Annotated in this window: 21 protein-coding genes and 1 tRNA gene; all 22 read right to left on the reverse strand. The window is 68.4% G+C overall.

Translation table 11 applies throughout. From position 1 onward, the window contains the following. Positions 1-428 (reverse strand): NADH-quinone oxidoreductase subunit NuoI (nuoI, locus tag N5D62_RS18480; RefSeq protein ID WP_279759411.1); only part of this gene is annotated, 428 nt, incomplete at its 3' end. A 42-nt stretch (positions 429-470) separates the two neighbouring features. Then, entirely contained in the window at positions 471-1,565 is a 1,095-nt protein-coding gene (gene nuoH / locus N5D62_RS18485; protein WP_279759345.1) for an NADH-quinone oxidoreductase subunit NuoH, read from the reverse strand. A 13-nt stretch (positions 1,566-1,578) separates the two neighbouring features. Beyond that, complete coding sequence (gene nuoG, locus N5D62_RS18490; protein WP_279759346.1) at positions 1,579-3,912, reverse strand: NADH-quinone oxidoreductase subunit NuoG; 2,334 nt, start codon at positions 3,910-3,912, stop codon at positions 1,579-1,581. A 22-nt stretch (positions 3,913-3,934) separates the two neighbouring features. Continuing rightward, positions 3,935-5,323 carry an NADH-quinone oxidoreductase subunit NuoF gene (gene nuoF, locus N5D62_RS18495; protein WP_279759347.1) on the reverse strand — a complete coding sequence of 463 codons (1,389 nt, stop codon included), beginning with the start codon at positions 5,321-5,323 and terminating at the stop codon, positions 3,935-3,937. Between the two features lie 12 nt (positions 5,324-5,335). Then, positions 5,336-5,833 carry an NAD(P)H-dependent oxidoreductase subunit E gene (locus tag N5D62_RS18500; protein WP_279759412.1) on the reverse strand — a complete coding sequence of 166 codons (498 nt, stop codon included), beginning with the start codon at positions 5,831-5,833 and terminating at the stop codon, positions 5,336-5,338. Positions 5,834-5,862: 29 nt separating this feature from the next. Next, positions 5,863-7,119, reverse strand: a complete 1,257-nt coding sequence (locus N5D62_RS18505; RefSeq protein ID WP_279759348.1) for an NADH-quinone oxidoreductase subunit D — start codon at positions 7,117-7,119, stop codon at positions 5,863-5,865. 2 nt (positions 7,120-7,121) lie between these two features. After that, positions 7,122-7,718 carry an NADH-quinone oxidoreductase subunit C gene (locus N5D62_RS18510; protein WP_279759349.1) on the reverse strand — a complete coding sequence of 199 codons (597 nt, stop codon included), beginning with the start codon at positions 7,716-7,718 and terminating at the stop codon, positions 7,122-7,124. Between the two features lie 20 nt (positions 7,719-7,738). Next, on the reverse strand, positions 7,739-8,215 hold the full coding sequence (locus tag N5D62_RS18515; protein ID WP_067067101.1) for an NADH-quinone oxidoreductase subunit B: 477 nt from the start codon (positions 8,213-8,215) through the stop codon (positions 7,739-7,741). A gap of 171 nt (positions 8,216-8,386) precedes the next feature. After that, positions 8,387-8,746: an NADH-quinone oxidoreductase subunit A gene (locus N5D62_RS18520; protein ID WP_279759350.1), complete on the reverse strand. Its 360-nt coding sequence runs from the start codon at positions 8,744-8,746 to the stop codon at positions 8,387-8,389. 292 nt (positions 8,747-9,038) lie between these two features. Next, a tRNA-Leu gene (locus tag N5D62_RS18525) sits at positions 9,039-9,123 on the reverse strand. A gap of 134 nt (positions 9,124-9,257) precedes the next feature. Further along, positions 9,258-9,653, reverse strand: a complete 396-nt coding sequence (gene secG, locus N5D62_RS18530; protein WP_279759351.1) for a preprotein translocase subunit SecG — start codon at positions 9,651-9,653, stop codon at positions 9,258-9,260. Between the two features lie 34 nt (positions 9,654-9,687). Next, positions 9,688-10,428, reverse strand: a complete 741-nt coding sequence (gene tpiA, locus N5D62_RS18535) for a triose-phosphate isomerase (RefSeq protein WP_279759352.1) — start codon at positions 10,426-10,428, stop codon at positions 9,688-9,690. 48 nt (positions 10,429-10,476) lie between these two features. Then, positions 10,477-11,463: an NAD(P)H-quinone oxidoreductase gene (locus N5D62_RS18540; RefSeq protein ID WP_279759353.1), complete on the reverse strand. Its 987-nt coding sequence runs from the start codon at positions 11,461-11,463 to the stop codon at positions 10,477-10,479. 34 nt (positions 11,464-11,497) lie between these two features. Beyond that, positions 11,498-13,636: a polyribonucleotide nucleotidyltransferase gene (gene pnp / locus N5D62_RS18545; RefSeq protein ID WP_279759354.1), complete on the reverse strand. Its 2,139-nt coding sequence runs from the start codon at positions 13,634-13,636 to the stop codon at positions 11,498-11,500. 283 nt (positions 13,637-13,919) lie between these two features. Next, a complete protein-coding gene (gene rpsO / locus N5D62_RS18550) occupies positions 13,920-14,189 on the reverse strand; it encodes a 30S ribosomal protein S15 (protein ID WP_279759355.1) in 270 nt (89 codons plus the stop codon). 184 nt (positions 14,190-14,373) lie between these two features. Then, complete coding sequence (locus N5D62_RS18555) at positions 14,374-15,708, reverse strand: branched-chain amino acid ABC transporter substrate-binding protein (RefSeq protein WP_279759356.1); 1,335 nt, start codon at positions 15,706-15,708, stop codon at positions 14,374-14,376. A gap of 41 nt (positions 15,709-15,749) precedes the next feature. Continuing rightward, positions 15,750-16,808 (reverse strand): tRNA (adenosine(37)-N6)-threonylcarbamoyltransferase complex transferase subunit TsaD, encoded by a 1,059-nt coding sequence (tsaD, locus tag N5D62_RS18560; RefSeq protein WP_279759357.1) that lies wholly within the window; start codon positions 16,806-16,808, stop codon positions 15,750-15,752. A 42-nt stretch (positions 16,809-16,850) separates the two neighbouring features. Then, on the reverse strand, positions 16,851-17,189 hold the full coding sequence (gene fdx / locus N5D62_RS18565) for an ISC system 2Fe-2S type ferredoxin (protein WP_279759358.1): 339 nt from the start codon (positions 17,187-17,189) through the stop codon (positions 16,851-16,853). 36 nt (positions 17,190-17,225) lie between these two features. After that, on the reverse strand, positions 17,226-19,094 hold the full coding sequence (gene hscA, locus N5D62_RS18570; RefSeq protein ID WP_279759359.1) for a Fe-S protein assembly chaperone HscA: 1,869 nt from the start codon (positions 19,092-19,094) through the stop codon (positions 17,226-17,228). A 30-nt stretch (positions 19,095-19,124) separates the two neighbouring features. Then, positions 19,125-19,646, reverse strand: coding sequence for a Fe-S protein assembly co-chaperone HscB (gene hscB, locus N5D62_RS18575; RefSeq protein WP_279759360.1), 522 nt, complete (start codon positions 19,644-19,646; stop codon positions 19,125-19,127). A gap of 145 nt (positions 19,647-19,791) precedes the next feature. Continuing rightward, positions 19,792-20,115: an iron-sulfur cluster assembly protein IscA gene (gene iscA, locus N5D62_RS18580; protein WP_279759361.1), complete on the reverse strand. Its 324-nt coding sequence runs from the start codon at positions 20,113-20,115 to the stop codon at positions 19,792-19,794. A gap of 8 nt (positions 20,116-20,123) precedes the next feature. Beyond that, positions 20,124-20,540 (reverse strand): Fe-S cluster assembly scaffold IscU, encoded by a 417-nt coding sequence (gene iscU / locus N5D62_RS18585; RefSeq protein WP_279759362.1) that lies wholly within the window; start codon positions 20,538-20,540, stop codon positions 20,124-20,126. Between the last annotated feature and the right edge of the window lie 17 nt (positions 20,541-20,557).

Raw genomic sequence — 20,557 nt, forward strand, 5'->3', positions numbered from 1 at the left:
CTAGCGGCAATCTGCTGCTCGTAGCGGTCGCCGACCGCCAGGAGCATGTCCTTGGTGAAGTACAGGTCGCCCCGCTTTTCGCCGTGGTATTCGAAGATCTCGGTCTCGACGATCGAGTCCACCGGGCAGCTCTCCTCGCAGAAGCCGCAGAAGATGCACTTGGTCAGGTCGATGTCGTAGCGCGTCGTGCGGCGCGAGCCGTCGGCGCGCACGTCGGATTCGATCGTGATCGCCATGGCGGGGCACACGGCCTCGCACAGCTTGCAGGCGATGCAGCGCTCTTCACCGTTCTCGTAGCGGCGCAGCGCGTGCAGGCCGCGGAAGCGAGGAGACAGCGGGGTCTTCTCTTCCGGGAACTGCACCGTGATGTTCTTCGAGAGGAAATGCCGGCCGGTCAGGGCCATGCCCTTCAGCAGCTCGGTGAGCATGAAGCTCTTGACTAGGTCCTTGATCACAGCAGATACCTCGGATTACTTCCAGATGTTGAACGGCGACTGGATCCACAGACCCACCACGACGAGCCACACCAGGGTGACCGGAATGAAGATCTTCCAGCCCAGACGCATGATCTGGTCATAGCGATAGCGCGGGAAGGTCGCGCGCACCCACAGGAAGCAGGTCACGACGAAGAAGGTCTTGGCGAACAGCCAGAACCAGTTCCAGAACGCCATCGAGTGCTGGATCCAGGCCGGCGTGTCCATGCCGAACAGCGACCAGGAGATCGGGGCCGACCAGCCGCCCAGGAACATCAGCACCGCCAGCGCCGACACCAGGATCATGTTGGCGTACTCGGCCAGGAAGAACATCGCGAACGACATGCCCGAGTACTCGATCATGTGGCCGGCGACGATTTCCGATTCGCCTTCGACGACGTCGAACGGGTGGCGGTTCGTCTCGGCCAGGCCGGAGATGAAGTACACCAGGAAGATCGGCAGCAGCGGCAGCCAGTTCCACGACAGGATGTTCACGCCGTGCGACGCGAACCAGCCCTGCTCCTGGCTCATCACGATCGCGCTGACGTTCATCGAGCCGGTCACCATCAGCACGACGACCAGGCAGAAGCCCATCGCGATCTCGTACGAGACCATCTGCGCCGAGGCGCGCAGCGCGCCCAGGAAGGCGTACTTCGAGTTGGACGCCCAGCCCGCGATGATCACGCCGTAGACCTCGAGCGAGGTGATGGCCATCAGGAACAGCAGGCCGGCGTTGACGTCGGCGATCGCGGCGCCCGGGCCGAACGGCACGACCGCCCAGGCGGCCAGCGCCGGCATGATCGTCATGATCGGGCCGAGGAAGAACAGGCCCTTGTTCGCGGCGCTCGGGACGATGATCTCCTTGAAGATCAGCTTCACCGCGTCGGCGATCGGGGTCAGCAGGCCCATCGGGCCGACGCGGTTCGGACCCGGACGGATCTGCGACCAGCCGATGGCCTTGCGTTCCCACAGCGTCAGGTAGGCGACGCAGCCCAGCAGCGGCAGCAGCACGGCGACGATCTTGAGCAGGCTCCAGATCACCGGCCAGACCACACCCAGCATCGAGGCGCCGGCGTTATAGAAGTTTTCCATCGTCGTCTCGTCCTCAGGCCTTGGTCACGGCGATCGAGCCGGTGAACGCGCCCAGCGCGGCGGTCTCGGGGATGCCGGCGGGGATGCGCACCACGTTCGCGGGCAGCGACGCGTCCAGCTGCGCGGCCAGCACGGCCACGCCGCCGTCCTGCGTCACGCGGACCTGCGCGCCCTTCTCGGCCAGGCCGAGCTCGGTCCACAGCGCCTGCGACAGCGAGACGGTGGCGGCATCGCGGCCGTCGCGGGTCAGCTGCAGCGAGGTGGCGCGGCGCACCAGCGCGTCGGTCGCGTAGATCGGCACGGCGGTCAGGCGCTCCAGGCCCTGCACCGGCGCGGCGGCGGCGGAGGCCGCCGACACCGCGTTGGACAAGCGCTCGCCCAGGTCCAGCGTCGAGCCCAGCGCCGCGGCGCGGACCTGCTCGGAGCTGTCGAACTCGAAGCCCGGCAGGCCGAGCAGGTTGCCCAGTACGCGCAGCACCTTCCAGCCCGGACGGGTCTCGCCGCGGGCCTTGGCCACGCCGACGAAGCTCTGCAGGCGGCCCTCGGCGTTGACGAAGCTGCCCGAGGTTTCGGTGAACGGGGCGACGGGCAGCAGCACGTCGGCGAACTCGACGACCGGGCCGGTCTTGAACGGGCTCATCACGACGACCATCTCGGCCGCGTTGACGGCCTTGGCGGCGGCGGCGGCGTTCGCGCCGTCCAGCACCGGGTCGACGTTCAGCAGCAGCAGCGCCTTGGCGGGCTGGTCGTTGAGCAGCTGGGCGGCGGAGCGGCCGCCCTGCCCCGGCTGGGCCTTGACCAGCTGGGCGCCGACGGTGTTCGCCGCGGCGGACAGCACGCCGACGCTGGCGCCGGTCTGCTCGCCGATCCAGGTGGCCAGCGACAGCAGCGTCGCGGCCTGCGGATGCTGGATCGCGGCATTGCCGAGCAGCACGGCCTTGTGCTCTCCCGACAGCAGCGCGTCGGCGATCGCCTTGGCGGCGTCCGTCGCCTGGCCTTGCGCCGGGGCGCCGACGCCCTTGGCGGCGCCGATGGCGGCGGCGACGTTGGCCAGTTCAGCGGCCCAGGCCGACGGCGCGGCGGCGATCGTCGCGGCGACCGGCAGCTTCCAGTCCTCGACCGAGCCGTTCAGCGCCACGACCCGCGCGCCGCGGCGGGCGGCCTGGCGCAGGCGTTGCGCGAACAGCGGGTGGTCCTTGCGCAGCGACGAACCGACGACGAACGCGCGGTCCAGCGTCGACAGCGACGCGATCGACGTGCCCAGCCACAGGGCCTTGCCGTCGGCGGCGCGCAGTGCGGCGTCGCTCACGCGCAGCCGCGTGTCGATGTTCTCGCTGCCCAGGCCGCGCACCAGTTGCGCCAGCAGGTGCAGTTCCTCGACGGTGCTGTGCTCCGAGCCCAGCGCGGCGATGGACGCGCCGCCCTTCTCCGTCTTGATCTGCTTGAGGCCGTTGGCCACGTACTCGAGCGCCGTGGTCCAGTCGACCGGCTTCCACTCGCCGCCCTGCTTGAGCATCGGCGTGGTCAGGCGTTCGTCGCCGTTGAGGGCTTCATACGAGAAGCGGTCGCGGTCGGCGATCCAGCACTCGTTGACGGCCTCGTTCTCCAGCGGGACGACGCGCAGCACTTCGTTGTTCTTGACCTGGACGATCAGGTTGGCGCCGGTCGAATCGTGCGGGCTGACGCTCTTGCGACGCGACAGTTCCCAGGTGCGGGCGCTGTAGCGGAAGGGCTTGCTGGTCAGCGCGCCGACCGGGCAGATGTCGATCATGTTGCCCGACAGCTCCGAGTCCACCGTGCGGCCGACGAAGGTCTGGATCTCGCTGTGCTCGCCGCGGTGCGCCATGCCGAGTTCCATCACGCCGGAGATCTCCTGGCCGAAACGGACGCAGCGCGTGCAGTGGATGCAACGGCTCATCTCTTCCATCGAGATCAGCGGGCCGACGTTCTTGTGGAACACGACGCGCTTCTCTTCGGTGTAGCGCGAGGCGCCGGCGCCGTAGCCGACGGCCAGATCCTGCAGCTGGCACTCGCCGCCCTGGTCGCAGATCGGGCAGTCCAGCGGGTGATTGATCAGCAGGAACTCCATCACGCCCTGCTGGGCCTTGATGGCTTTCTCGCTCTTGGTGCGGACGATCATGCCCTGCGTCACCGGCGTCGCGCAGGCGGGCAGCGGCTTGGGCGCCTTCTCCACGTCGACCAGGCACATGCGGCAGTTGGCCGCGATGCTCAGCTTCTTGTGGTAGCAGAAGTGCGGGATGTAGGTCCCGGCCTTCTCGGCGGCATGCATGACCATGCTGCCCTCGGGCACTTCGACCTTCTGGCCGTCGAGTTCGATTTCAACCATAGTTCTTCTCAGCGGCTCCGGATCAGGCGTGCGCCGGCGACTTCGCCGTGGCGGACGGGGACGACGCGGCGTGCGCCTTGTTCTGCTGGGCCTGCTCGATCATCGCGATGAACTCGGCCTTGAAGTGCTTGAGCATCGCGCGCACCGGCATCGCCGCGGCGTCGCCCAGCGCGCAGATGGTGCGGCCCTGGATGTTGTCGGCCACGGAGTTCAGCAGCTCGATGTCCTCGACGCGGCCCTTGCCGTGGGCGATGCGCTCGATCACGCGGTGCATCCAGCCCGTGCCCTCGCGGCAGGGGGTGCACTGGCCGCAGGACTCGTGCGCGTAGAAGTAGGACAGGCGCAGCAGGCTGGTCACCATGCAGCGGGTCTCGTCCATCACGATGACGGCGCCCGAGCCCAGCATCGAGCCGGCCTTGGCGATGGAGTCATAGTCCATCGTGCACTGCATCATGATGTCGGCCGGCAGCACCGGCGCGGACGAGCCGCCCGGGATCACCGCCTTGAGCTTGCGGCCGCCGCGCATGCCGCCGGCGAGCTCGAGCAGCTTCTCGAACGAGGTGCCCAGCGGGATCTCGTAGTTGCCCGGGCGCTCGACGTCGCCGGAGATCGAGAAGATCTTCGTGCCGCCGTTGTTGGGCTTGCCGACCTCGAGGTAGGCCTGGCCGCCGTTGCGGATGATCCAGGGCACCGCGGCGAAGGTCTCGGTGTTGTTGATCGTCGTGGGCTTGCCGTACAGGCCGAACGAGGCCGGGAACGGCGGCTTGAAGCGCGGCTGGCCCTTCTTGCCTTCCAGCGATTCCAGCAGCGCGGTTTCCTCGCCGCAGATGTAGGCGCCGAAGCCGTGGTGCGCGTGCAGCTGGAAGCTGAAGTTGCTGCCCAGGATGTTGTCGCCCAGCAGGCCCGCGGCGCGGGCCTCTTCCAGGGCCGCCTCGAAGCGCTCGTAGACCTCGAAGATCTCGCCGTGGATGTAGTTGTAGCCGACCTTGATGCCCATCGCGAACGCCGCGATCGCCATGCCTTCGATGACGATGTGCGGGTTGAACATCAGGATGTCGCGGTCCTTGCAGGTGCCCGGCTCGCCTTCGTCGCTGTTGCAGACGAGGTACTTCGCGCCCGGGAATTGGCGGGGCATGAAGCTCCACTTCAGGCCGGTCGGGAAACCGGCGCCGCCGCGGCCGCGCAGGCCGGAGGCCTTCACCTCGGCGATGACCTGGTCGGAGGTCATGCCCTGGCCCTCGCCCTGGGCGAGGATCTTGCGCAGGGCCTGGTAGCCGCCGCGCGCTTCATAGTCCTTCAGCGACCAGTTCTTGCCATCGAGGCCCGCGTAGATCTGCGGGGTGATGTTGCGGTCGTGGAAGCAGGTTTCCTTGCCGGTGGCCTGCCACTTCGAGAGATCGATGTTCGTCATCGTCCAGGTCCCTCAGTTCTTGTTGGCCGCGTGGTGCGCTCTGAGCGCGTCCACCAGCTCGTCCAGCCGCTCGGCGCTCATGAAGCTCAGCATCTGGCGGTCGTTGACCAGCATCACCGGCGAGTCGGCGCAGGCGCCCAGGCACTCGCTCTGCTGCACGGTGAAGACGCCGTCGGCGGTCGTGCCGCCGGCCTCGACGCCCAGCTTCGCGCACAGGTGGTCCAGCGCCTTCTGGCCGTCGCGCAGCTGGCACGGCAGGTTGGTGCAGACGTTGAGCTTGAACGCCCCCAGCTTGCGCTGGTTGTACATGTTGTAGAAGGTCGTGACCTCGTAGACGGCGATCGCCGGCATGCCGAGGTAGTCCGCGATCGCGTCCTCGGCCTGGCGGGACACGAAGCCCTGCTCCTGCTGGACGATCGACAGACAGGCCATCACGGCCGATTGCGCCTGCTCCGCCGGGTACTTGGCGACTTCGCGGGCGAAGCGGGCCGCGGTGGCCTCGCTCAGGATGAATTCAGTGCTGCTCATCGCTTCACCACTCAACGGTCAATTTCACCGAACACGATGTCCATCGTGCCGATCACGGCCACCGCGTCGGCGATCATGTGCCCGCGGGCCATCTCGTCCAGCGCGGCCAGGTGCGAATAACCCGGCGCGCGGATCTTCAGCCGGTACGGCTTGTTGGCGCCGTCGCTGACGATGTAGATGCCGAACTCGCCCTTCGGATGCTCGACCGAGGCGTAGGCCTCGCCCTCGGGGACGCGGAAGCCTTCGGTGAACAGCTTGAAGTGGTGGATCAGCTCTTCCATGCTGGTCTTCATCGCCACGCGGCTGGGCGGCGCCACCTTGTGGTTGTCGGTGATGACCGGGCCGGGGTTGGCCTTGAGCCACTTCACGCACTGCTGGACGATGCGGTTGGACTGGCGCATCTCCTCGACGCGCACGCAGTAGCGGTCGTAGGTGTCGCCGTTGGTGCCGACCGGGATGTCGAAGTCCATGCGGCCGTACACGTCGTACGGCTGGGTCTTGCGGGTGTCCCAGGCGATGCCCGAGCCGCGCAGCATCGGGCCGGTCAGGCCCAGGTTCAGCGCGCGCTCCGGCGTGACGACGCCGATGCCCACGGTGCGCTGTTTCCAGATGCGGTTGTCGGTCAGCAGCGTCTCGTAGTCGTCGACGTTGGCCGGGAAGCGGTTGCAGAAGTCCTCGATGAAATCGAGCAGCGAGCCCTGGCGGTTCTCGTTGAGCTTGTCGATCGCCTTCTGGTTCTTGATCTTGCTGACCTTGTACTGCGGCATCGCGTCGGGCAGGTCGCGGTAGACGCCGCCCGGACGAAAGTAGGCCGCGTGCATGCGCGCGCCCGAGACCGCCTCGTACATGTCAAAGATGTCCTCGCGCTCGCGGAAGCAGTAGATGAGGATGTTCATCGCGCCGCAGTCGATGCCGTGCGCGCCCAACCACAGCAGGTGGTTCAGGATGCGGGTCAGCTCGCCGAACATCACGCGGATGTACTGCGCGCGCTCCGGCACTTCCAGGCCGAGCATCTTCTCGATGGCCAGGCAGTACGCGTGCTCGTTGGACATCATCGACACGTAGTCGAGGCGGTCCATGTAGGGCAGCGACTGGATGAAGGTCTTGGTCTCGGCCAGCTTCTCGGTGGCGCGGTGCAGCAGGCCGATGTGCGGGTCGGCGCGCTGGATGACTTCGCCGTCCAGCTCCAGCACCAGGCGCAGCACGCCGTGCGCGGCCGGATGCTGCGGGCCGAAGTTCAGGGTGTAGTTCTTGATTTCGGCTGGCATGCTCACAGGCCCCCGTAGTTGTCTTCGCGGATCACGCGCGGGGTGATCTCGCGCGGCTCGATGGTCACCGGCTGGTAGACCACCCGCTTCTGCTCGGGGTCGTAGCGCATCTCGACGTGGCCCGTCACCGGGAAGTCCTTGCGCATCGGGTGGCCGATGAAGCCGTAGTCCGTGAGGATGCGGCGCAGGTCCTCGTGGCCTTCGAAGATGATCCCGTACATGTCGAACGCCTCGCGCTCGAACCAGTTGGCGGCGTTCCAGATCGGGGTCACCGCGGCGACCGACGGGAAGTCGTCGTCGGGCGCGAAGACCTTGACGCGCAGGCGCCAGTTCTTGTTGATCGACAGCAGGTGCGACACGACCGCGAAGCGCGCGCCTTCATGGGCGCCGTCCTTGTAGGTCGAGTAGTCCACGCCGCACAGGTCGATCAGCTGCTCGAAGCGCAGCTCCGAGTGATCGCGCAGCAGCTTGGCGACGTTGAAGTAGTCCTTGGCCGCGACGGTGATGGTGATTTCGCCCAGCGCGCGCTTGAGCGCGACGATCTGGTCGCCCAGCACGCTGTGCAGCGCCGCCTGCAGGGTGTCGAGTTTCATGGTCATGGGAGTCAGCCTGCTTCTGCTCAGCGAGCGATGGTGTTCTCGCGACGGATCTTGGCCTGCAGCTGCAGGATGCCGTAGAGCAGCGCCTCGGCGGTCGGCGGACAGCCCGGGACATAGACGTCGACCGGGACGATGCGGTCACAGCCGCGCACCACCGAATAGCTGTAGTGGTAGTAGCCGCCGCCGTTGGCGCAGCTGCCCATGGAGAGCACCCAGCGCGGCTCGGCCATCTGGTCGTAGACCTTGCGCAGCGCCGGCGCCATCTTGTTGCACAGCGTGCCGGCCACGATCATCAGGTCGGACTGGCGGGGGCTCGGACGGAACAGCATGCCGAAGCGGTCGATGTCGTAGCGGGCGGCGCCCGCGTGCATCATCTCGACCGCGCAGCAGGCGAGACCGAAGGTCATCGGCCACAACGAGCCGGTCTTGGACCAGTTCACCAGCTTGTCCAGCTGGGTGGTCATGAAGCCTTCCTTCAAAACGCCTTCGTTACCCATATCGAATTTCCAATCTTTCGAGATCAGCTGGGAAGGCCTTCGAAGCCGCGGACATCTCTTGACGCCGCCTTGACGACTGGGTCTTCCCTAACGGACACGCGCCCGAAACGGGCGCCGTGTCCTGAAGCATTCACGGGTCCGGCCTGCCGCCGGGACGCCGTCACCGCATGGTCACTCCCAGTCGAGCGCGCCCTTCTTCCACTCGTAGGCGAAGCCCACGACCAGGATGCCGAGGAAGATCATCATCGCCCAGAAGCCCTCGGCGCCGATCTCGCGCAGCGAGACCGCCCAGGGGAAGAGGAAGGCGATTTCCAGATCGAAGAGGATGAAGAGGATGGCCACGAGGTAGTAGCGCACGTCGAACTTCATGCGCGCGTCCTCGAAGGCCTCGAAGCCGCACTCGTAGGGGCTGTTCTTCGCCGCGTCAGGGCGACGCGGGCCGGCCAGGAAGCCCAGCACTTGCGGGGCGATACCCACTCCGCAACCGACCAGGATGAAAAGGATGACGGGCAGGTATTGTTCCAGGCTCACGACTTGCTCTCGTTTTGATGCCGGGACTCGAATATGCCGACAGAGCGCGGCAAAACCAATTCCCGACGTGTCACCGATGATTGGCGGGCCATGGGCCGACCAATCGATTCGGCAAAAGCAACGGGCGCGCCGCCAGCGATTATCCAATCGCTCACGGACCGCGCCCGCCTTGTCCTCCGGAGAATCGCACACGCATGTGGCATGGAGATTTCCGGAGTCCCTCGACCTGCTTGATCACCTTCGATCCGGCTTTCCGGCTAGATCGCGAAGACCATGGCAGGCCGATTTATTCTGGTGCCGACGGCGAGACTCGAACTCGCACAGCTTTCGCCACTACCCCCTCAAGATAGCGTGTCTACCAATTTCACCACGTCGGCTGGGTGTCACCTTTCAGTGACTTTGTCTTGACGGCTCGCGTTTCAGACAGCCTCGAATTCTATACCGCTTTCTGAACCCGAAAGGGAAACCGAAGCAATTTTGTCGAGGAGCTTACGCTGGCCGCCCATCGCTGTCAGTTCGAGGCGCCGGAGGCCGCCGCCGAAGGCGCGGCCTGGGGAGCGATCGACGCGCCCGGCAGCGCCGCGGCCGAGGCCGGCGACGCCGGCGTGGCGGCGCGCTCCAGCAGCTGCTCGCCGGCCGACGGACCCGTGTTGAAGCCGCTGCCGTCGCGGTGGCTGCCCATGTAGGCCAGCGCCAGCGTCGCCACGAAGAAGATCGTCGCCGCGACCGCGGTCGAGCGCGACAGGAAGTTGGCACTGCCGGTCGCGCCGAACAGCGAGCCCGAGGCCCCGCTGCCGAACGAGGCGCCCATGTCGGCGCCCTTGCCGTGCTGGACCAGCACCAGGCCGATCATCGCCAGCGCCGCGATCAGCTGCAGCACCAGCACCAGGTTCATCATCACTTGCATTGCTTCTTTCTCCAGGAACCTTGAACGCCGGGCTTCAGCCGGCGGCGCGGCAGATCGCCGCGAAATCGGCCGCCTTCAGCGCGGCGCCTCCGATGAGGCCGCCGTCGATGTCCGGCTGCGCAAACAGTTGGGCGGCGTTGTCGGGCTTGACGCTGCCGCCGTACAGGATCTGCATCTGGTCGGCCTTCTGCGTGGCCGCGCGCAGCTGCTGGCGCAGCAGCGCGTGCACGTGCTGCGCCTGCTCCGGCGTCGCGGTCAGGCCGGTGCCGATCGCCCACACCGGCTCGTAGGCCACCACGATCTCGCCGATGCAGTGCGTCAGCATGTGGACGACCGCCGCGAGCTGGCGCTTGACGACTTCCTCGGTGCGGCCGGCCTCGCGTTCGGCCAGCGTCTCGCCGACGCAGACGATCGGCGTGACGCCATGCGCCAGCGCCGCCTTGGCCTTGTCGGCGACCAGCTGGTCGCCTTCCGCGTGGTACGCGCGGCGCTCCGAATGGCCGACGATCGCGAAGCGGCAGCCGATGTCCGCCAGCATCGCCGACGACACCTCGCCGGTGTAGGCGCCCTGCTCGTGCGCCGAACAATCCTGCGAGCCGAACGCCACCTGCGTGCCGGTCAGCGCGAGCGCCGTCTCCGCGATGTACGGGAACGGCACGCACACCGCCACCTGGGCATTCCACGGACCCGCTTCCTTCAGGCCCGCCAGCAGCACGGCGTTGGATGCACGGGTGCCATGCATCTTCCAGTTGCCGACCACCAGTTTCTTGCGCATCAGATCAACTCCCTTGAATCCGAAATTCCCGCGAGCGAGCCGCGAGGCTCACCACGCCAGCACGATCTTGCCGACGTGCTCGCCCGATTCCATCAGCGCATGCGCCGCGGCGGCGTCCGTCGCGGGCAGCTGCTTGTAGATCACCGGCGCGATCGCGCGGGACTCGAGCAGCGGCCACACGCGCTCGCGCAGCGCGCGGGCGATGCCGGCCTTGAACGCGACCGGGCGCGGACGCAGCGTGGAGCCGGTGATCGTCAGCCGGCGGCGCAAGACCTGGCCCGCGTCGAACTCGGCCTTCACGCCGCCCTGCACCGCGATGATCACGGCGCGGCCGTCGTCGGCCAGGCACTGCACGTTGCGCGCGACGTAGTCGCCCGCCACCATGTCCAGGATCACGTCGACCCCGCGTCCTTGCGTCGCCGCCTTCACGGCCTCGACGAAGTCCTGCTCGCGATAGTTGATCGCCAGGTCGGCGCCCAGCGCGAGGCAGGCCTTGGCCTTGTCCGCGTTGCCGACGGTGACCAGCACCGTCGAGCCCAGGGCCTTCGCCAGCTGGATCGCCGTCACGCCGATGCCGCTGCTGCCGCCGTGCACCAGCAGGCTTTCGCCAGGCTGCAGGCGGGCACGCTCGAAGACGTTGCTCCAGACGGTGAAGAAGGTCTCCGGCAGGCTCGCGGCCTCGGCCATCGACCAGCCCTTGGGCACCGGCAGGCACTGGGCCACCGGCGCCGTGCAGAGTTCGGCGTAACCGCCGCCCGCGACCAGCGCGCAGACCGCGTCGCCGACCTTCAGGCCGGCGGCGGCCAACGCCTGCGCGTCGCCCGCCTCGATCGTGCCGGCGATCTCCAGCCCCGGGAGGTCGCTGGCACCGGCCGGCGCCGGATAGGCGCCCTTGCGTTGCAGGACGTCCGGCCGGTTGATGCCGTAGGCCTGCACGCGGACCAGGCACTCCCCCACCCCGGCGACGGGATCGGGGCGCTCGATCAGCCGCAGGACCTCCGGTCCGCCGGGCTGGGTGATGGCGATCGCCTTCATGGCAAGCGTCGTGGCAAGCGGTCGCGCGGGCCGATTACTCGGCCGAGCCTTCGCCGTGGCCGTGGTGCGGCGCCGGGGCGTCGCGGTCCAGCAGCGCCTTCATCGACAGCTTGATGCGGCCCTTCTCGTCCGTCTCGAGGACCTTGACCTTGACGATCTGGCCTTCGCTCAGGAAGTCGGTGACCTTCTCCACGCGCTGGTGGGCGATCTGGCTGATGTGCAGCAGGCCGTCCTTGCCCGGCAGGATGTTGATCAGCGCGCCGAAGTCCAGGATCTTGGTGACCGGGCCTTCGTAGACCTTGCCGATCTCGGCTTCCGCGGTGATCTGCTCGATGCGCTTCTTGGCCAGCTCGGCCTTGTCGCCGTCGGTCGAGGCGATCGTGATCGTGCCGTCCTCGGCGATGTCGATCTGCGTGCCGGTTTCCTCGGTCAGCGCGCGGATGGTCGCGCCGCCCTTGCCGATCACGTCGCGGATCTTCTCCGGATTGATCTTCATCGTGTACAGGCGGGGCGCGAACTGCGAGATCTCGGCGTTGGCCGAACCCATCGCGTCGACCATCTTCTCCAGGATGTGCAGGCGCGCTTCCTTGGCCTGCGCCAGGGCGACCTGCATGATCTCCTTGGTGATGCCCTGGATCTTGATGTCCATCTGCAGCGCGGTGATGCCCGTCGTCGTGCCGGCCACCTTGAAGTCCATGTCGCCCAGGTGATCCTCATCGCCCAGGATGTCGGTCAGCACGGCGAAGCGGTTGGCGTCCTTGATCAGGCCCATGGCGATGCCGGCGACGTGCGCCTTCAGCGGCACGCCGGCGTCCAGCAGCGACAGGCAGCCGCCGCAGACCGAAGCCATCGACGACGAGCCGTTGGACTCGGTGATCTCCGAGACCACGCGGATCGAGTACGGGAAGTCTTCCTTGGTCGGCAGCACCGCGACCAGCGCGCGCTTGGCCAGGCGGCCGTGGCCGATCTCGCGGCGCTTGGGGCTGCCCACGCGACCGGTTTCGCCGGTGGCGAACGGGGGCATGTTGTAGTGCAGCATGAAGCGCTCGGAGTACTCGCCGGCCAGCGCGTCGATGACTTGCGCGTCGCGGTCGGTGCCCAGCGTCGCGGCGACCAGCGCCTGCGTCTCGCCGCGGGTGAACAGCGCCGAGCCGTGGGCGCGCGGCAGCACGCTGTTGCGGATCTCGATGGCGCGCACGGTGCGGGTGTCGCGGCCGTCGATGCGGGGCTCGCCGGCCAGGATCTGGCCGCGCACGATGCGGGCTTCGATCTCGAACAGCAGGCCGTCGACTTCCACGCCGTCGAAGGCGGTGCCTTCGGCGGTCAGGGCGTCCTTGACCTTGGCGTAGGCGGTGCGACAGGCCTCGGTGCGGGCCTGCTTCGAACGGATCTGGTAGGCGGCGCGCAGCTCTTCCTCGGCCAGGGCGTTGACCTTGGCGATGAAGGCTTCATCCTTGGCCGGGGCGACCCAGTTCCAGGACGGCTTGCCGGCTTCGCGGACCAGTTCGTTGATCGCGGCGATCGCGACCTTGCCCTGCTCGTGGCCGTAGGTGACGGCGCCCAGCATGACGTCTTCGCTGAGCTGGTCGGCCTCGGACTCGACCATCAGCACGGCGGCTTCGGTGCCGGCGACGACCAGGTCCAGCTTCGAGTCGATCAGCTGGGTCTTGCCCGGGTTCAGCACGTACTCGCCGTTGACGTAGCCCACGCGGGCGGCGCCGATCGGGCCGTTGAACGGGATGCCGGAGATGGCCAGCGCGGCGCTGGTGGCGATCAGGGCGGCGATGTCGGCCTGGACTTCAGGGTTCAGCGACACCGTGTGCACGACGACCTGGACTTCGTTGAAGAAGCCTTCCGGGAACAGCGGGCGGATCGGGCGGTCGATCAGGCGCGAGGTCAGCGTCTCGAGCTCGCTCGGGCGGCCTTCACGCTTGAAGAAGCTGCCGGGGATCTTGCCGGCGGCGTAGGTCTTCTCGATGTAGTCGACGGTCAGCGGGAAGAAGTCCTGGCCGGCCTTGGGCGAGGACTTGGCGACGACGGTGGCGAGGACGACGGTGTCCTCGATGTTGACCAGGACGGCGCCGGAGGATTGACGGGCGATCTCGCCGGTCTCCATCACGACCTGATGCTGGCCCCACTGGAACGTCTTGACGACCTTGTTGAACATGCTCATTCGAGTTCTCCTCAGTTCACGATCGCGGCCGCTTGCGGTGCGGCGCAAAACCGGGAGTGAAGCTGGGTTTGGCGGGATGCCATTCCAGAGCGGCTGCCGCGTCGGCCTTGGCCGGCAAGCGCTTTGGAATGACACATCGTCGCCACGTCAGCTCGACTCCGTTGTCCGACCGGTCCGGGGACCGGTCGAGCCGCCGGCCGGAACAACCCGGCCCACGGCGTGCAGAAACGACAAAGAGCCTGTTGGGATCGGACCAATCAGGCTCTTTGCATTCACGCGCGAATTACTTGCGCAGACCCAGCTTCTGGATCAGGGCGGTGTAGCGGTCCGCGTCCTTGTTCTTCAGGTAGGCCAGCAGGCTCTTGCGCTGGTTGACCATCTTCAGCAGGCCGCGACGGCCGTGGTGGTCCTTCAGGTGCTGCTTGAAGTGGGGGGTCAGTTCGTTGATGCGCGCGGTCAGCAGGGCGACTTGCACTTCAGGGGAGCCGGTGTCGTTGGCGCTGCGGGCGTTGGCCTTGACGATCTCGGCCTTGTTCTGGTCGAAGCTGGACATGTTGCGTTCCTTGTTCCGGAGTGATTCGGAAGGTCCGCCGGCATGGCCTGAACAGGCGTCGAGTGCGCAGACGGTTTCCGAGGTTGGACTTGCGGTCACAGGTGAAACCGACCCGTGCCGTGCTGGTTGATCTTTCACCCCCTCCTGGGAGCGGCCGAAAGAACTGCGGGAGTATACACGACCCTCAGCCGGGGCGGCTCATCCGGCAGGTGGACGGCTGTTCGGCCTGGGCCGCGTCGAGGTCGCGCAGCGTGCGGAAGCCGTAGCCGGAGCCCTCGTTGTCGTGCGCCGTGCCGGCTTCGCCGGCGCGGCGCATCACGCTCACGACCAGCGGCTGCTGGAGCTGGTGGTCCGACGCCCGCATCCATCCCTGGTGGGCGACGCCCAAGGGGCGGGCATCGAGGCGGAGCCCCTCCAGCGCCCGCGCGACGGCCTTCGGATCGGTGCCGCCCGCCTTCTCGATGGCCGCGACCAGCATCTCCACCATCAGCTGCATGCGGGCATGCAGGTAGTCGTGTTCCGGTTTCGGGAAGCGCTGGCGGAACGCGGCATAGAAGCGCTCCGAATCGGCGGTGCCCGCATTCGGATGCCATTCGGCGACGGCGAGCACGCGGTCGACGCCCGCCTCGCCGAGCACGCCCGGCACGCCCAGCGCATTGCCGTAGAACGTGAAGAAGCGCGCGTCGAGCCCGATGTCCCGGGCCGCCTTGATCAGCAGCGTCAGGTCGTTGCCCCAGTTGCCGGTCAGCACCGCCTGCGCGCCGCTGGCGCGGATCTTGGTCGCGTAGGGCAGGAAGTCCTTCACGCGGCCGAGCGGATGCAGCTCGTCGCCAACGATCTCCAGGTCCGGCCGGCGCCGGGCCAGCATCGCCCTCGCCTCCTGGCGGAAATGCTGGCCGAAGCTGTAGTCCTGGCCGATCAGGTAGACCCGCTTGAGCGCCCGGTCCTGCGCGACCACCTCGACCAGCGCCGCCAGCCGCATGTCGGTGTTGGCGTCGAAGCGGAAGTGCCAGAAGCTGCACTGCGCGCCGGTCAGCACCGGGTCGACGGCGGCGTAGTTCAGGAACAGCGCGCGACGCGCCGGCTCGCGGGCGTTGTGCCGGTCGAGCGCCGCGATCAGCGCGCCCGCCACCGCCGAGCTGTTGCCCTGCAGGACGAAGGGAATGGACTGGTCGGTCGCGGCGCGCAGCATCGCCAGCGATTCCTCGACCGAACCCTTGCTGTCGAAGCGCACCAGCTCGAGCGGGCGCGCGCCGCCAGGCAGCTTCACGCCGCCGCGGGCGTTCACTCGCTCGGTCGCCCAGACCAGGTTTCGGAAGACCGCTTCGCCGCCGTTGCCCAAGGGGCCGGAGAGACCCTCGATCAGCGCGAGGCGGATCGGCGCCTGCCGCGCGGAGCTCGCCTCGCTCGTTGCATTCCCCGCACTCGACGCATTCCCCGCATTCGCCGCGTCCATCGACACCGCCCTCGCGTCCGGTGCGACCGGGCCGATGGCCGAAAGCCCGATGAACACGGCCATCGCGGCCGCCAGCGCGACCGCTGCCCTCCTCGCCCCGCGCCTCACGGCTGGGTCGAGGCGGCGAGCTGCGACAGGTCCCAGCGCGGCCGGACCTCGAAGCCGCCGTCGCGGCTCAGGCTGCCCATGTCGCGCTGCAGCCGCAGCCCGGCAGCGAGCGCGATCATCGCGCCGTTGTCGGTGCACAGGTGCAGCTCGGGATAGTGGACGCGGACGCGGCGCTTCTCACAGGCCGCGTTCAGTTCCTCGCGCAGGCGCTTGTTGGCGCCGACGCCGCCCGCGACGACCAGCCGCTTCAGGCCGGTCTCCTTCAGCGCGAGCAGCGCCTTCTTGACCAGCACCTCGACGATCGCCGCCTGCGTCGACGCGGCCAGGTCGGCGCGTTGCGGCTCGGCGATGCCGCCAGGCTGCGCCTCGAGCTTGCGGACCTGCGTCAGCACGGCCGTCTTCAAGCCGGCGAAGCTGAAGTCCGGCTTGCCGCTGTGCAGCAGCGGCCGCGGCAGCGCGAAGGCCGTCGGATCGCCCTGTTCCGCCAGCCTGGCCAGGTGCGGGCCGCCCGGATACGGCAGGCCGAGCAGCTTGGCCGACTTGTCGAAAGCCTCGCCGGCGGCGTCGTCGATGGTCTCGCCGAGCAGCTCGTAGCTGCCGACGTCGTCGACGCGCATCAGCTGCGTGTGGCCGCCCGAGACCAGCAGCGCCACGAAGGGGAACTCCGGCGGATCGGCCGACAGGAACGGCGACAGCAGATGGCCCTCGAGGTGATGGATGCCCATCACCGGCCGGTCCAGCGCCGCGCCCAGCGAGGCCGCGACGCCCGCGCCGACCAGCAGCGCGCCGGCCAGCCCCGGCCCCTGGGTGTAGGCGACGACATCGACATCGGCCAGCGACAGCCCGGCGCTGGCGAGCACCTCGCGCGTCAGCGGCAGCACGCGGCGGATGTGGTCGCGCGAGGCCAGCTCGGGCACCACGCCGCCGTAGGCCTGGTGCATCGAGATCTGGCTGTGCAGCGCATGCGCCAGCAGCGCCGGCACGCCGTCGCCGGACGCGTCGACCAGCGCCACGCCGGTCTCGTCGCAGGAGGATTCGATGCCGAGGACGCGCATGGGATCAGCCGCCGTGCCGGGTCGCGGAGCGCCGCGCGGCGGTCAATGGTTTTCCTTGGCGTGGTTGATCGAGTACTTGGGGATCTCGACCGTCACGTCGGTGTTGGACAGGATGGCCTGGCAGGACAGGCGCGAGTTGGGCTCCAGGCCCCAGGCGCGGTCCAGCATGTCTTCCTCGTTCTCCTCCATCTCGGACAGCGACGCGAAGCCCTCGCGCACGATCACGTGGCAGGTCGTGCAGGCGCAGACCTGGTCGCAGGCGTGCTCGATCTCGACGCCGTTGTCCAGCAGCGCCTCGCAGATCGTGGTGCCGGATGGCGCCGACAGCGTCTTGCCCTCGGGGGCGTACTCGGGATGGGGAAGGATCTTGATGACAGGCATGAGGGGGTCCTTGAAGCTGGCGGCGTCGGCTCGCGTTCAGACTTGATCGATGCTGCGGCCGGTCAGGGCCTGCTGGATGCCGCGGTTCATGCGCGCGGCGGCGAAGGCCTCGGTGCCCTTGGCCAGCGCCTGGACGGCGGCGTCGATGGCATCGGCGTTGGCGACCGCGTCGTCGGCCTGCGCGTGGGCGAGCAGCTCCGATTGCAGCGTGGCGATGTCGGCGCGTTCCGCGTCGCTGAGCAGGTCGCCGTCGGCGCGCAGCGCCGATTGGGTGGCGAGGATCATCCGCTCGGCCTCGACGCGGGCCTCGCGCAGCTTGCGCGCGGCCATGTCGGATTCGGCGCTGGCGAAGCCCTCGCGCAGCATCGTCGCGATCTGGTCGTCGGACAGGCCGTAGCTCGGCTTGACCTGCACCGCCGCCTCGACGCCCGAGCCCAGCTCGCGCGCCTGCACGCTCAGCAGCCCGTCGGCGTCGACCTGGAAGGTCACGCGGATGCGGGCGGCGCCGGCGGCCATCGGCGGGATGCCGCGCAGCTCGAAGCGCGCCAGCGAGCGGCATTCGGCGACCAGCTCGCGCTCGCCCTGCAGCACGTGCACCGCCAGCGCGGTCTGGCCATCCTTGAAGGTGGTGAAGTCCTGCGCCTTCGCCACGGGGATCGTCGCGTTGCGCTCGATGATGCGTTCGACCAGGCCGCCCATCGTCTCCAGGCCCAGCGACAGCGGGATCACGTCGAGCAGCAGGATCTCGCCGTCGGCGTTGTTGCCGGCCAGCTGGTTGGCCTGCACGGCGGCGCCGAGCGCGACGACCTCGTCGGGATTCAGGTTGGTCAGCACCTCGCGGCCGAACAGCTCGCCGACGCTGCGGCGCACGATCGGCATGCGCGTCGAGCCGCCGACCATCACCGTGCCGTGCACCTCGTCGGCGCCGACCTTGGCGTCGCGCAGCACGCGGCGCACCGCCAGCAGCGTCTTGTTGACCAGCGGCAGCGCCAGTTCGTCGAATTGCGCGCGCGAGACCTCGACGGCCAGCGCGCCGGCGTCCAGCGTCGCGGACAGCGTGACGCGATCGGCGTCGGTCAGCGCCTCCTTGGCCTGGCGCGCGGCCACCAGCACGCGGCGCTTGTCCGCGGCGCTGCTGACGCTCAGCCCAGCCTGCGCCAGCGCCCAGTCGGCGAGCAGGCGATCGAAGTCGTCGCCGCCGAGCTGCGCGTCGCCGCCGGTCGCGACGACCTCGAACACGCCCTGCGTCAGGCGCAGCAGCGAGATGTCGAAGGTGCCGCCGCCCAGGTCGTAGACCGCGTAGAGGCCTTCGCTGCCGTTGTCCAGGCCGTAGGCGATGGCGGCGGCGGTGGGCTCGTTGATCAGGCGCAGCACGTTCAGGCCCGCGAGCTGCGCGGCGTCCTTGGTCGCCTGGCGCTGCGCGTCGTCGAAGTACGCGGGCACGGTGATGACGGCGCCGAACAGCTCGTCGTCGAAGGTGTCCTCGGCACGCTGGCGCAGCGTCGCGAGGATCTCGGCGCTGATCTCGACCGGCGACTTCAGGCCCTCGCGCGTGGCGATGCTCAGCATGCCGGGCGTGTCCTCGAAGCGGTAGGGCAGCTTGTCGCGGTTGGCGATGTCGTCGACGCGGCGGCCCATGAAGCGCTTCACCGAGACGATGGTGTTCTCCGGATCCTCGGCCTGCGCGGCCAGCGCGTCGAAGCCGAACTGGCGGCGGCCCTCGGGCATCACGCGCACCGCCGACGGCAGGATCACGCGGCCCTGGTCGTCGGGCAGGCACTCGGCGACGCCGTGGCGGACCGCCGCCACCAGCGAGTGCGTCGTGCCCAGGTCGATGCCCACGGCGATGCGACGCTGATGGGGATCGGGCGACGCGCCGGGTTCGGAGATCTGCAGCAGGGCCATGGTGTCTTGTCTTTGTTCTTCGAAGGGGAATCAGGAATGCTCGAGCGCGTCCAGGCGCTGGTCGATGTCCGAGCGGAAACGCGTCAGGAACATCAGCGCGCGCACCGATTCGGCGGCGCCGGCGGCATCGGCCTCGTCATCGAGCTGTCGGCCGGCCTGCGCCAGCAACGCGCGCTCGCGTTCGGCGACCTGCCGGTCGATCGCCAGGATCGCGTCCGGCGTCTTCGCGTCGTCGAGCGACTCGCGCCATTCCATCTGCTCCATCAGGAACGCGGCCGGCATGCGGGTGTTCTCGTTGGCCTGGATCGGCGCGCCGCGCAGCTCGCAGAGGTAGGACGCGCGCTTGAGCGGATCGCGCAGGCGCTGGTGGGCCTCGTTCACGCGCAGCGACCACTGCATCGCCAGGCGTTGCGAGGCCGCGCCGTCGGCGGCGAAGCGGTCCGGATGCACCTTGGCCGCCAGCGCCTTCCAGCGCGCGGCGATCTCGGTGCCGTCCTGCGCGAAGCGCTGGGGCAGGCCGAACAGGGTGAAGTCGTCGTCGTCGAGTCTCACGATGTCAATGAAAAAGCGCGGCTCCTGGCCGCGCCGCTGCAAGGGTGTCGAAGCCGCCCGAAAGCCAGCGCCGGGCCGCCCGATGGGGGCTGTCGGCCCCCTCGGGGGGCGGGACGGGCGTCGACGCCCGTCCGGGGACAGGCCATCAGATGCGGAAGGATTCGCCGCAGCCGCAGCGGTCTTTCTCGCGCGGATTGCGGAACTTGAAACCTTCGTTCAGGCCCTCGCGGACGAAGTCCAGCTCGGTGCCGTCCAGGTAGGGCAGGCTCTTGGGATCGATCAGCACCTTGACGCCGTGGCCCTCGAAGACGACGTCCTCGGGCGCCACCTCGTCGGCGTACTCCAGCTTGTAGGCCAGGCCCGAGCAGCCGGTGGTCTTGACGCCCAGGCGCACGCCGACGCCGCGGCCACGCTTGCTGATGTAGCGCGTGACGTGGCGGGCGGCGGCTTCGGTCAGGGTGACGGACATCGCGGGCCTCAGGCGGTGGCGGTCGCGCCGGCGTCGGCGGTCTGGCCGTGCTTGGCGCGGTAGTCGTCGACGGCGGCCTTGATCGCGTCCTCGGCCAGGATCGAGCAGTGGATCTTGACCGGCGGCAGCGCGAGCTCTTCCGCGATCTGGTTGTTCTTGATCGACAGCGCCTGGTCCAGCGTCTTGCCCTTGACCCACTCGGTGACGAGCGAGCTCGAGGCGATCGCCGAGCCGCAGCCGTAGGTCTTGAACTTGGCGTCCTCGATCAGCCCGGTGGCCGGGTTCACCTTGATCTGCAGCTTCATCACGTCGCCGCAGGCCGGGGCGCCGACCATGCCGGTGCCCACGGACTCGTCGCCCTTGTCGAAACCGCCGACGTTGCGGGGGTTCTCGTAGTGGTCGATGACCTTGTCGCTGTATGCCATGTCAGTTCTCCAACGTC

Source organism: Mitsuaria sp. GD03876, from assembly GCF_029840635.1.
Lineage (GTDB): Bacteria > Pseudomonadota > Gammaproteobacteria > Burkholderiales > Burkholderiaceae_C > Roseateles.